This window comes from Cellulosilyticum ruminicola JCM 14822, from assembly GCF_001311925.1.
Classification (GTDB): Bacteria; Bacillota; Clostridia; order Lachnospirales; family Cellulosilyticaceae; genus Cellulosilyticum; species Cellulosilyticum ruminicola.
This window is the reverse complement of record NZ_BBCG01000079.1, coordinates 1-12,450: the sequence shown is the minus strand read 5'-3', so window position 1 is coordinate 12,450 and position 12,450 is coordinate 1. Positions and strand designations below refer to the sequence as shown.

Sequence of the window (12,450 nt, the reverse complement as noted above, 5' to 3'; positions counted from 1 at the left end):
GGAGCCACTTTTTTATTGAGAGTATATAAAATGTGCAATATAATAAAACTGATAAGATAGGAAGGGATAAATATTTAAGGAGACGATTAAAAAATGAAAGTAAGTAATGAAGCCATACGCAAGGAGATGTTGGAGAAACCTATGGGATGGCTTTTATTTGAAAAATCATATCCTACAGTCATCATTCAACTCATTTCCATGATATATAATACCGCAGATACGTATTTTGTTGCTAAGATCAATACGCAGTCAGCAGCTGCTGTTGGGGTTGTATTTTCTTTGATGTCTATTATACAGCAGTCGGATTTGGGATAGGAATGGGAGCTAGTTCTATAATTAGTAGAAGCCTTGGCGCACAGGATAGCAAGAGAGCTAATAAATATGGTAGTACAGCTGTATTTTCAGGCATATTATTTGGTAGTTTACTCATGCTAATAGGATTATTTAATATTAATAGGCTAATGCGATTAATAGGTGCCAGTGAATCGGTACTACCATATGCATCTAATTATGCGAGATATATTTTAGTTGCAGCACCATTTATGTGTTTGGCTTTCGTTTTAAATAATATACTGAAGGCAGAAGGACAGTCATTTCTTGCCATGATTGGCATGACAATAGGTGGGATTTTAAATGTGATATTGGATCCAATATTTATTTTTGGATGTCATATGAATATTAGTGGAGCGGCAATGGCAACTATGATTAGTCAAATGATGAGTGGTGTTTTGATGTATACATATTTTAGAACTAAGAGAACAGTTATACAGCTTAGTTTTAATGATATCAGTAGAAATGCATCTGATTATTTAAATATATTTAAGACAGGAATGCCAACGATTTTTAGACAGGGACTTGGCAGTGTATCTTCAGCTATTTTGAATGTTCAAGCCACTGTATATGGAGATGCAGCTGTTGCAGCTATTTCTATTGCCAATAAGATTTATATGTTAGTTAGAAGTACGACTATGGGTATAGGTCAAGGATATCAACCTATAGCAGGTTATTGTTATGGTGCAGGAAAGAAAGCAAGGGTTAAAAAGGCATTTATACTTTCTTGCTTAGTAGGGACAGTACTTTGTGTGACACTTGCTGTTATAGTTTATTTATTTAGGATGCCTATTATGACTTGGTTTAGAGCAGATGAAGAAGTTATTGCTGTTGGAATACATGCACTCAAGTGGTTCTGTCTAGCTATGCCATTTTTAGCCTATTCAACATATGTGAATCAAACTTATCAATGTCTTGGCTATAGTGTAGGTGCGACGATACTTGCTTCGTGTAGACAAGGTATTTTCTTTGTCCCACTAGCATTTATATTACCAAAATCCATAGGATTAACAGGAATTGAAATGTTACAAGCTACAGCAGATATTATGACATTTATGATTTCTGTGCCATTTCAAGTGTATTTTTTTAAAAAGAATTTAGTTTAGGACAAATTATTTGAATACTAGACGTGCATTTTAAAGTGTGCTATGATTATTTTAGAAATAAATAGCGATATGATCTTATCTGGAAGAGCATAGTATTGTCTAAGTATTAGGTTCGAAACCTAACATGTCGACTCCTTGGCAGGGGTACTACAAATTTATTTGTAGGCTAACAAAAGAAGGAACCATCATAAAATTATTTATAATTTATTAATGGCTCCTTCTTTTTACATATCAATAAACTAAAGACATGTGATAGGAGAAAAAAGTGAAAAAATTTATTAGTGTTTTATTAGGGACAGCTTTAATGGTGCAAGTACCTTGTTTTGCATATAGCAAGGAGAACTTAACAAAGTGTTTAGGGAATAATCCATATCATATTTTAGTTAATAAACAAGTTGGATTATCCAAAGATTATAAACCAAGTAATCTTATTATGCCGAAGGTGAAATTTTTAAATCCAGGGAACATTGAAAAGAATTACATGGAGTATCATGCAGCAAAAGCATTAGAAAAAATGTTTAATGAAGCTAACAAAGAAGGCGTTAAACTTGTAGCAGTAAGTGGGTATAGAAGTTATAGCAGACAACAACAGTTATATGAAAACGCCGTTGCATTAAGAGGGGTTAATCAAAAAGGAACTGCAAAACCTGGAGAGAGTGAACATCAAACAGGATTAGCGATGGATATTAATGATATTAATCAAAAGTTTGAAAATACTAAAGAAGGAAAATGGTTAGCTAAAAATGCACATAAATACGGATTTATCATTAGATATCCAAAAGGAAAAGAAAAAATAACAGGATATATTTATGAACCATGGCATATTAGATATGTGGGAAATGAGTTAGCTACATATTGTTATGAGAATAAACTTACTTTAGAAGAAGTAGAACATTGTTGCATAAAAGAAAAACAAGTACATATTGAAACATTCTCTACAGAGAATGTGAATGAGAAAATAATTAAAGATTATCATGTTATAGAACGAGCAGGTGTAATTTATATTAAAGCTGAAGATTTAGTGCAGTGCATAGGTGGTTATACTACTGTTGAACAGGGAACACTAACGTTTTATTTAAATGGTATGCAGTTAGTCATGCAAGAAACAATAGGAATTAAAGAAAGCTTATATGTACCTATGCGAAGTACATTAAATCAGTTAGGGTACAGTATAAATTATACGAAAGATAAAATCTCAATTAATTTATAAGTGATATTAAAAGAATAAGCATCCTAGAATTATAATAATTTTAGGGTGCTTATTTTATGGTAATCGTTTATTTACTCATAGAAAGAATTTCGATTTCAGGCATAGACGAATCGCAGCGGGTAGTAGTTGTCCCACTTTTACCAACGATAAATCCTGGTACTGTTACAACATTAAATGCCTTTCTAAAAGATTCAATGTCGGGATCAGAAGTATTACTACTATCTACATAATAAATTGTTGTGCTGATTTCAGCACTGAGTTTACTAAGCTTCTTAACAAACTTTTGACAATAAGGACAGCTTGCACGGCCAATATAAACAACGGCTAAATCTTCAGCATCTAATAAACGTTTCGCTTCAAAGGCAGAAACCTTACTGAATGCTTGGATATCTTCAGAATATGTGTTTTGTGAAAACATTTAAACCTCCTAATTTTTTTAGTTAATATAAGTTTACCTTTAGTATGTGATTATGTAGTAAAAGTTTATACCTCCAATAAGGTAGTAGATCTTTTTATTATTTATGAATTATAATAAAAATAGATGAAATATATAAGATTTCTATAGAGGAGATAGGACAGTGAAAATAGGATTTATAGGTGCAGGAAAAGTAGGATTTTCTTTAGGTCGTTATTTAAAAGAGAAAGGAATACATATTGCAGGGTATTATAGTCAAAGTGTGAGTTCTTCTAAGGATGCGGCAGCTTTTACAAATAGTAAAGCTTTTAAAAAAATAATAGATTTAATAGAAGTCAGTGATTTAATTTTTGTTACAACACCGGATGATAAAATTAGCAGTGTATGGCAACAAATACGAGAATTCAATATTGAAGATAAGATTATTTGTCATTGTAGTGGCTCTCTAGTTTCTACGATTTTTGAAGAAAGCAAAAAATATAAGGCGTATGTTTATGCAGTGCATCCTCTTTATGCCATTAGCAGCAAAGAAGAAAGTTATAAGCAGTTGGGACAAGCTTATTTTTCTCTTGAAGGGGATTTAGAAAAAATGTATGTGATAGAAGCGTTATTTAAAAAGCTGGGTAATCCTTATCAAATCATTTCGGCAGAACATAAAAGCTTATATCATGCAGCTGCAGTTACTGTGAGTAATCAAGTGATTGGTTTATTAAATCAAGGGGTAGCATTAATGAAACAGTGTGGCTTTGAAGATGAGATGGCATTAAAAGCATTATGGCCTCTAATAGGAGGAAACATTGAAAATGTAGAGCATAAAGGTTTAATAAATGCCTTAACAGGGCCTGTGGAACGAGGGGATATAGAAACAATCAAAAAGCATTTAAATGTGTTGAATGATGAAGATAAGAAATTATACAGTTTACTTTCATTAAAAACTTTAGAAGTTGCCCAAGAGAAGCATCCAGAAAAAAATTATAAATTATTAATGGATTGTTTTAAAAGAGAAATATAGTAATAGTGAAATTAGTTATAGGTTTGCATATTTTAAAAGCACTCAACGCATAATAAATTTGTACGTACCGAAAAAGAATAATGTAAGGAGCAAAATTCATGCCTAGAATAAGTTGTAGTGTAACTTCATGTTCTTATAATGCGAGTGGAATATGTGATGCCAGTGCTTTGAAAATTGTGGGAAATAATGCTAATATCACTGAACAAACAAGCTGTAGTACTTATGATGGCAATGGTAGATGTAACAATTCTACATGTGTAAGTAGAGGTGAAACAGAAACCATAGGCTGTGATGTACAAACATGTGTTTATAACAAACATGAATACTGTTCATTAAGTGATGGTATTGAAGTAGGAAATTTAGGAACAGTAACAAGTTATACAGATACTGACTGTCTAAGTTTTGAGCGAAAATAATATTAAGATATTCTTGGGATAAGTGGAGTAATTGCTAAGTGAATATTTATAGGAAGAAGGCGTTGTAATATGAAATGTATTACAACGCCTTCTTTGATTAGAAATTATTTTAAGTGTTTTGTACGATTAATACAAAGAACAATTTCACAGGGCTTAGAGAAAGTTATTTAAGAGAACATTATTTTTGACTAAACAGTATTACAAAGGATGTTAAAGTTTTAGCAAATGCTTGGACTACACTAGAAGAATCTATTAGACAATGCCATCAAAACCTGTAAATTTCAAGTGTATAAGTATAATATTCATTTAATAAGTATTACATTTGTTCAAGAGTAGCACGAATTGCTTTAATGAAATCTTGGCTATTTAATACAGTTGGATTTTCAAGAGTTGTAATAAGTGCTAAGTCTTTTGTCATTTTACCATCTTCGATAGTTTGAAGACTTGCTTTTTCAAGTTTATCAGCGAATGTGCAAAGTTCTGGAATATTATCTAATTCACCACGTTTTCTTAAAGCACCAGTCCAAGCAAAGATTGTTGCGATAGAGTTAGTAGAAGTTTCTTCGCCTTTTAAGTGTTTGTAGTAATGTCTTTGAACTGTACCGTGAGCAGCTTCATATTCATAGTAACCGTGTGGAGAAACGAGAACAGATGTCATCATAGCAAGTGAACCGAATGCAGAAGATACCATATCACTCATAACGTCTCCATCATAGTTTTACATGCCCAAATGAAGCCACCTTCAGCTTTCATAATACGTGCAACAGCATCATCGATTAATGTGTAGAAGTAAACGATGCCAGCTTCTTTGAATTTATCAGCATAATCTTTTTCGAAGATTTCGTTGAAGATATCTTTAAAAGTATGATCGTATTTTTTAGAAATAGTATCTTTAGTTGCAAACCATAAATCTTGTTTTGTATCTAAAGCATAGTTGAAACAGCTTCTTGCAAAACTTTCAATAGAATCGCAGATATTGTGTTGCCCTTGGATTACACCAGCGCCTGTGAAGTTGTGAATAAGTTCTCTTACCTCTTCGCCTTTTTCATTTGTGTAAACAAGTTCAGCTTTACCAGCAGCAGGGATTTTCATTTCTGTTGCTTTGTAAACGTCACCGTATGCATGTCTTGCAATAGTGATAGGTTTTTTCCAGTTTTTAACGCATGGTTCAATGCCTTTAACAACGATAGGTGCTCTAAATACAGTACCATCTAAGATTGCACGGATTGTACCGTTAGGACTTTTCCACATTTCTTTTAAGTTATATTCTTTTACTCTGGCAGCATTAGGTGTGATTGTTGCACATTTTACAGCAACGCCATATTTTTTTGTTGCTTCAGCAGAATCAAAAGTTACTTGGTCATTTGTTTCATTTCTGTGTTCAAGACCAAGGTCATAGTATTCTGTTTTTAAATCAATGAAAGGTAAAAGTAATTCATCTTTGATCATTTGCCAAAGAATTCTTGTCATTTCGTCTCCATCCATCTCAACTAAAGGTGTGGTCATTCTAATTTTTTCCATGTATATAACCTCCGATAAATTTATAAAAATACATTATATTATAAAATATAACACAAATATTATAATAATTAAAATAGTTAATTATTATACAGAAAAAAATATATATTCTACATATGGGTTTAATAGGATAGAATCAGCAATAAAAATTTTAGAATTTTTATCATAAGGGGGAGAAAAATGATAGAAGTAACAGACAAAGTGAAGTTAGATATCTGTGAGAAGTTTGCTATTGCTGTAAAGCAAATTGAGTATCTTGGTGGGGGTACCATATCTTCAGATGGCATTGTTTATACGTACTTTGAAGGTAATCAAAAAAAGGTACTTAAGATTTTAGCACTTAAAGAAAATGAACAAGGAAAGTTAAAGGATCTTGAGGTGCGTATTAAGTTTGCTAATTATCTTGGAGAAAACGGTGTTCAATCAGCTTATCCTATGGTAAATAGGAATAGGAACTTATATGAGATTAGTTTAGATAATGAGCATTGTTTTGTAGCATATGTAATGAATTTTTATGAAGGAATTAATCCTGAAAATGAAGCACTTACAGATCAGTTAGCTTATGATTGGGGTAAACTTACTGGTAAATCACATGCCATTACTAAGACATTTAAGGAGACTGAAGAAAGGTCTAGTTTAGATTATGTAGGAGAAATAGATTTCTTTGAAAACTGGTGTCAGGATGAACAGGTCAAGAAAGCTTGGAGAGACATGAAAAACTATTTAGGGACATTGCCTAAAGGAATAAATGACTATGGTTTCATACATAATGATAATCATCAAAAAATATATTAGTAAATAAAGATGAGATTATACTCATAGATTTTGACTGTGCCAATAGAAATTTCTTTATGCAGGATATTACTGTGCCAGCACAGGGACTCATGTTTGATACGACAGGGGGAATGTTATCTCCATTTACAGATGAAGATAGAGTAAAACGATTTTACCATAGCTTCTTAAATGGCTATGAAACACAAAATCATATAGAGGATAAGTGGCTTAGAAAAATAGGCACATTTCTTGTTTATAGAAGAATGTTATTGTTTACTTGTATGCAAGATTGGTTAAATACAGAGCCAGAGTTAAAGCAAGGTTTTATAAGTAATATCTTAAACCCAATGGAATTTCATCTTTAATAGATAGAAGATAAGGGGGAGGGAGATGTAATTACAAATTAAAGAGTTTGCAGAGTTTATGAATGTGTCTGTAAGAGCGTTGCATCTTTATGATAAGATAGGATTATTTCAGCCTGTATTTATAGATGAGAAAAATTACTATCGTTATTATGATACAGAGCAAATGTTAGAGTTCAATACGATTATGAGCTTTAAAAAGTAGGCTTTAAACTAAATGAAATAAAAGAGATAAAGGCTTTAAACTTATCTAAACAAGAAGTCATTAAAAGACTAAAAGATAAGCAACGAGAAAATGAAAAGCAAATGAGTATAGCCCGTTATAATATAGAAAATATTAAACCCAAGTAAAAAATAGATTACTACGTCTGTGATTTTTAAAAGTTTACTAATATGTCCACCTAAGATACCTACAATTCCAAGGATGCCTAATATTAAAAAAATTCCATTGGAACTATATAGCGTATCTGCTAATTCATTCATTTTACACCTCATTAAGTAGATATTTTTTACTCCCTTAAATATCTACTTAAACGCCAAACTCTTACAAATTCGGTCATATGTGGATAGTTTAGTATAAAAAGGGGTTAATTCAACATAAAAATAAAATTATAAGTTTGTTAAAGACTTAATTATAAATTGAAATTCAGAGACTTTAAATTGCAGGTATCTGTTTATTACATAAATATCAGGATAAAATATATATATTTATTTATTACAATAATCATGGCTATTAATATAAATAGATACATTCAATATGTAGAAATTTAAATATTTAGTGCTATAAAAATTGAGTTATCATGTAATTGGTGATAAAATTTTGATATATTTAAAAAATGGAGGGATAAGTAATGAATATTGTGTGTTTAGATTTAGAGGGAGTATTAGTACCAGAAATTTGGATTGCGTTTGCTGAAGCAAGTGGTATTCCAGAATTAAAGAAAACAACAAGAGACGAACCAGATTATGATAAATTAATGAAATGGCGTCTTGGTATTTTAAAAGAACATGGTTTAGGTCTTAAAGAAATCCAAGAAACAATCGCTAAAATCGATCCAATTCCAGGTGCAAAAGAATTCTTAGATGAGCTTCGTTCATTAACACAAGTTATTATTATCAGTGATACATTCACACAATTTGCAACACCACTTATGAAAAAATTAGGGTGGCCAACAATCTTCTGTAATTCACTTGAAGTAGCTGATAATGGGGAAATCACAGGCTTCAAAATGCGTATTGAAAACTCAAAATATACAACAGTTAAAGCATTACAATCAATTGGTTACGAAACAATCGCTAGTGGAGATAGCTACAATGACCTTGGTATGATTCAAGCAAGTAAAGCTGGTTTCTTATTCAAGAGTACAGATAAAATCAAAGCAGATTATCCACAACTTCCTGCATTTGAAACATATGAAGAACTTATGGCAGCTATTAAAAAAGCATTATAAGATACATATAAATAAGACCTTATGCTAAAATACATGAGGTCTTTATTTTTTTAATCTTTTTATATAAATAAAAGGTAACTGTTTAGTCGCTATTTTAAGCAAAAATAAAATCACATTGATCTGAAAGTGCTTTTCTTAATGCTTTCATCGGACTGATACCTTGCTTTTTATCAGAAGATTTTCGAAGGCTTTTAGGCTGTGGTTTACTAAGGTCATCATTAGATGGTGGTTAGTTACAATATATTTTAAGGTAACTAATGAAAAAATATTAAGATAGCGTTAGGAGATGATTAAATGAAGGGGAAGTTTTGGATATCTACATTAGTAATGATGGTGGGGATGAGTACATTGGCAGGATGCGGAAGCATATCAAATACTAATCAAAATATGAGTCAAATAGAAAATCCTGTAGAGAAGGTGAAGATTCAAGTATTTATTGCAGCTAGTTTAAAAAATGCAATGACCACAGTTCAGAAGGACTATAAAGAAATACATCCAGAGGTGGAAATAGTATTTAATGCAGATAGTTCTAGAACATTACAAACACAGATTGAAGAAGGTGCAAGCTGTGATGTATTCTTTTCAGCAGCTATGAAACAGATGAATGCATTAACTGAAGAAGGACTTGTAGAAGAAGATACAAATGAGAAGTTACTCGAAAATAAAGTTGTATTAATTAAACCAATAGGGGAGCAAACGAAAGTTACAGGTTTTGAAAATGTAACAGAAGCTTCTAATATTGTATTAGCTAGGGAAGATGTACCAGCTGGTACATATGCGAGAGAAATTTTTACTAATTTAGGTAATATCGATGATGTTAAGTCAATGGAAATTAATGAAGGGGCAAATGTAACAGCAGTATTAGCTGCTGTAAGTGAAGGAAGTAATGAGGTGGGCGTTGTCTATGCTACAGATGCAGCTTCAGTAAAAGATAAAGTAGAGATTATAGCTGAGGCACCAGTCGAAGCGTTGGCATCACCAGTTATTTATCCAGTAGCATGCATCAAGAATGAGGAAGCAAGTGAAGCTGAACATGAAGCAGCACAAGAATTTGTGAAATATCTTTCAACAAATGAAGCCATGAAAGTGTTTGAGAAGTATGGATTTGTACGATATAATCCATAATGATAAAAGTATAAAACGAATATAATAAGTTTATCATAAATGAAGATGCCCTTGATAGAGTTGGATATGTCCTAAATTAGTTACTTTAGGAATAAGCTAGTATAATCAAGGGCTTTAACTGTAATTTAATATTTATATGTTAAAGTTACTATGAACGAAAAATTGAAGTTATTCACAGAATATACATAATTTATGGATAACTTTAAGCTTAAGGAGATAAGAATGAGTGAGTTTGCGGAGAGTGTTAACTGGAGTCCCCTATTTATTTCTTTAAAAGCAGGGATTTTAGCTACGATTATTGCCTTTTTCGTAGGCATTTTGGCTGCAAGATGGGTGATGAAATTAAGTAGTAGGATGAAATGGATTGTAGATGGCATTCTAACATTACCATTAGTTTTGCCACCTACAGTAGCAGGATTTTTCTTGTTATTACTTTTTAGTTTAAAGCGCCCTTTAGGCAAGTATTTGTGGACAACTTGGGGCGTTAAAGTTGTACTGAGTTTTTCTGGATGTGTTATTGCAGCTAGTGTGATAGCTTTTCCTTTAATGTATAGAAATGCTAGGGCAGCTTTTGAGCAAGTGGATGTCAATATGATTTATGCAGCACGTACATTAGGGATGTCAGAGAAAAAAATATTTTGGAAGGTAGTTGTGCCTATAGCGGCTCCAGGAATTGCATCGGGGACAGTTTTAGCTTTTGCAAGGGCTTTAGGAGAATATGGAGCAACATCTATGCTTGCAGGAAATATTTTAGGTAAGACACAAACAATTGCAGTAGCCATTGCTTCAGAAGTAGCTGCTGGGAATATGGATGAAGCAGGTTTTTGGGTAGCAATTATTATAACGATTTCATTTGTAATTGTATTTATTATTAATATGGTTTCTGGTAAAGGGATGAAGCAAATTAAGAGGTGGTAAGATGAGTATTAAAGTAAAAATTCATAAGAAACTTAAAGGATTTCATTTAGATGTAGATGTTGAAACGAGAGGGAAAAGAATAGGAATACTTGGGGCATCAGGCTGTGGAAAAAGTATGACACTCAAGGTTATTGCTGGTATTGAAAAGCCTGATAAAGGATTAATACAAGTAGGTGAGAAAATTCTTTTTGAAAGTAAAAAACACATTAATTTACCACCTCAAAAAAGAAAAGTAGGTTACATGTTTCAAAATTATGCTTTGTTTCCCCATATGACAGTGGAAGAAAATGTTGGAATAGGTGTTTATAAAGATAGAGTTTCGAAAGAAAAAATAATTCAAGAACAAATTAAACGTTTTCATTTAGAAGGATTAGAAAAAAGAAAACCTGGAGAACTTTCAGGAGGACAGCAACAGAGAGTTGCTTTAGCTAGAATCTTTGCCTATGAACCAGATGTTATTTTATTAGATGAACCTTTTTCGTCTTTGGATAGATTTTTAAAAGATCAATTAGTACAAGAACTTCTAGAATTACTTAAAGACTTTAAGGGAGAAATAATTATTGTGTCTCATAATAGAGATGAGATTTATACTTTATGTGATGAACTAATTATTATGGATCAAGGTAAAACATTATTGATTGGTGATACAAAAGAAATTTTTAAAAATTCTCAGTTAGTAGAAGCTGCAAAGCTTACAGGATGTAAGAATATATCTCCTATTCAAAGAATTAATAGTCATGAACTTTGGGCTACTGATTGGAATATAAGGTTGCAAGTTGCACAAGAAATTTCAGATGAAATTAATTATGTAGGGATTAGAGCACATGATATTAGAGAAATACGTTGCGATATCGAAGATAGTGCAGATGAAATACTTAATAATATATTAAATGTAGAAGTACTACAAACTTTGGAATATCCATTTGAAATGCAATATATTTTAAAAAATAATGAAGCCATAGAAGGAATATGGTATAAGGCAATTAAGGAAAAAAGAATCATGAAAAAGGCGTTAAAGATACACTTACCGATGGAAGCGTTAATGCTATTAAAATGATTAGCCTACAAAAAGGCTAGTTTTTAAAACTACTTTACATTATTATGGTATAATTAAGCAAAAAATAAAGGGGATAATTTTATGTTTCGTAAAAATACAGTCCAACAATTAATCTACCTAAATATCTTCGTAAAAATATTGAGAAGAGTTGGGCTACCCCTTTTAATCAATATATTTTTTTAACATTAATGAAGAAGGTTTTGAAGTGCTCTATAGTGATGAAGTTTCTAGACCAAATTAATATATTAGTAGGTCTTCTTATTCTTAAAGAGAACTTTAGTTTACCTATTGGCGCTTTAAATTTCGATATGAGATTTCAGTTCGCTTTAGGCACAACAAGTTATGAGAAACAGCCTGTATTCATCAATACTCTTTATAACTTTAGAACAAGAGTCTTGGAGTATGAAAAGAAAACAGGTAGAGACTTGATAAAAGAAGAAATAGAAGCTCTTGCTGCGCTTATTGAAACAGAGATGAAACTTGATGGCAAAATGCTTCGTATGGATTTTATGATGATAAGTTCATCCTGTAAGAAACTGTCTCGTATTGAATTAGTCTATACTGTTAATCTAAAGCTCATAAAAGCACTCAATAAGATTGCTCCAAAGCTTGTGCCAGAAGAGCTAAAGTACTATTTAGAAGAAGGACATAAAAACGAAACAATCTATAGAACACGTGATAAAGATGCTACAACTAAGTTAGAATGGCTATTAGGACATTCAATCCTTTTAAAGGAGGTATGTTCAAAAGATGCTA

At 31.8% G+C, this 12,450-nt stretch carries 13 protein-coding genes and 2 pseudogenes; 13 read left to right on the top strand and 2 right to left on the bottom strand.

Annotation, left to right across the window (positions count from 1 at the left end; genetic code table 11):
- Positions 1–93: 93 nt before the first annotated feature.
- The 3 genes from JCM14822_RS19615 (at position 94) to JCM14822_RS16605 (ending at position 2,646) form a co-directional block, all read left to right on the top strand.
- Positions 94–315, top strand: coding sequence for a hypothetical protein (locus tag JCM14822_RS19615; RefSeq protein ID WP_083461525.1), 222 nt, complete (start codon positions 94–96; stop codon positions 313–315).
- Positions 316–317: 2 nt separating this feature from the next.
- The gene (locus JCM14822_RS16610; RefSeq protein WP_242861541.1) at positions 318–1,436 is read left to right on the top strand and encodes an MATE family efflux transporter; all 1,119 of its coding nucleotides are present in this window, start codon (positions 318–320) and stop codon (positions 1,434–1,436) included.
- 265 nt (positions 1,437–1,701) lie between these two features.
- Positions 1,702–2,646 (top strand): M15 family metallopeptidase, encoded by a 945-nt coding sequence (locus JCM14822_RS16605; protein WP_054743537.1) that lies wholly within the window; start codon positions 1,702–1,704, stop codon positions 2,644–2,646.
- A 67-nt stretch (positions 2,647–2,713) separates the two neighbouring features.
- Here JCM14822_RS16605 and traF read toward each other — a convergent pair whose 3' ends face one another.
- Positions 2,714–3,064, bottom strand: a complete 351-nt coding sequence (gene traF, locus JCM14822_RS16600; RefSeq protein ID WP_054743535.1) for a conjugal transfer protein TraF — start codon at positions 3,062–3,064, stop codon at positions 2,714–2,716.
- 160 nt (positions 3,065–3,224) lie between these two features.
- Between traF and JCM14822_RS16595 the strand changes: the two genes are divergently transcribed.
- Together JCM14822_RS16595 and JCM14822_RS16590 are read left to right on the top strand one after the other, a co-directional pair.
- A complete protein-coding gene (locus JCM14822_RS16595; protein ID WP_054743528.1) occupies positions 3,225–4,073 on the top strand; it encodes a Rossmann-like and DUF2520 domain-containing protein in 849 nt (282 codons plus the stop codon).
- A gap of 98 nt (positions 4,074–4,171) precedes the next feature.
- Positions 4,172–4,489 (top strand): DUF1540 domain-containing protein, encoded by a 318-nt coding sequence (locus tag JCM14822_RS16590; RefSeq protein WP_054743526.1) that lies wholly within the window; start codon positions 4,172–4,174, stop codon positions 4,487–4,489.
- A 316-nt stretch (positions 4,490–4,805) separates the two neighbouring features.
- Here JCM14822_RS16590 and JCM14822_RS16585 read toward each other — a convergent pair.
- Positions 4,806–6,010 (bottom strand): annotated as a pseudogene (locus tag JCM14822_RS16585) (NADP-dependent isocitrate dehydrogenase).
- A gap of 177 nt (positions 6,011–6,187) precedes the next feature.
- Here JCM14822_RS16585 and JCM14822_RS16580 point away from each other — a divergent pair.
- The 8 genes and pseudogenes from JCM14822_RS16580 to JCM14822_RS16545 all read left to right on the top strand — a co-directional run.
- On the top strand, positions 6,188–6,802 hold the full coding sequence (locus JCM14822_RS16580) for a hypothetical protein (RefSeq protein ID WP_054743525.1): 615 nt from the start codon (positions 6,188–6,190) through the stop codon (positions 6,800–6,802).
- A 71-nt stretch (positions 6,803–6,873) separates the two neighbouring features.
- Positions 6,874–7,146 carry a hypothetical protein gene (locus JCM14822_RS16575; RefSeq protein ID WP_054743523.1) on the top strand — a complete coding sequence of 91 codons (273 nt, stop codon included), beginning with the start codon at positions 6,874–6,876 and terminating at the stop codon, positions 7,144–7,146.
- Between the two features lie 37 nt (positions 7,147–7,183).
- On the top strand, positions 7,184–7,348 hold the full coding sequence (locus JCM14822_RS19610; RefSeq protein WP_278287240.1) for a MerR family DNA-binding transcriptional regulator: 165 nt from the start codon (positions 7,184–7,186) through the stop codon (positions 7,346–7,348).
- Positions 7,349–7,994: 646 nt separating this feature from the next.
- The gene (gene thrH / locus JCM14822_RS16565; RefSeq protein ID WP_054743518.1) at positions 7,995–8,594 is read left to right on the top strand and encodes a bifunctional phosphoserine phosphatase/homoserine phosphotransferase ThrH; all 600 of its coding nucleotides are present in this window, start codon (positions 7,995–7,997) and stop codon (positions 8,592–8,594) included.
- Between the two features lie 294 nt (positions 8,595–8,888).
- On the top strand, positions 8,889–9,719 hold the full coding sequence (modA, locus tag JCM14822_RS16560; RefSeq protein WP_054743516.1) for a molybdate ABC transporter substrate-binding protein: 831 nt from the start codon (positions 8,889–8,891) through the stop codon (positions 9,717–9,719).
- A 222-nt stretch (positions 9,720–9,941) separates the two neighbouring features.
- Positions 9,942–10,637 carry a molybdate ABC transporter permease subunit gene (gene modB, locus JCM14822_RS16555; protein ID WP_054743513.1) on the top strand — a complete coding sequence of 232 codons (696 nt, stop codon included), beginning with the start codon at positions 9,942–9,944 and terminating at the stop codon, positions 10,635–10,637.
- 1 nt (position 10,638) lies between these two features.
- Positions 10,639–11,694 (top strand): sulfate/molybdate ABC transporter ATP-binding protein, encoded by a 1,056-nt coding sequence (locus tag JCM14822_RS16550; protein ID WP_054743512.1) that lies wholly within the window; start codon positions 10,639–10,641, stop codon positions 11,692–11,694.
- Between the two features lie 215 nt (positions 11,695–11,909).
- Positions 11,910–12,450: pseudogene (locus JCM14822_RS16545) on the top strand (hypothetical protein); the annotation flags it as partial.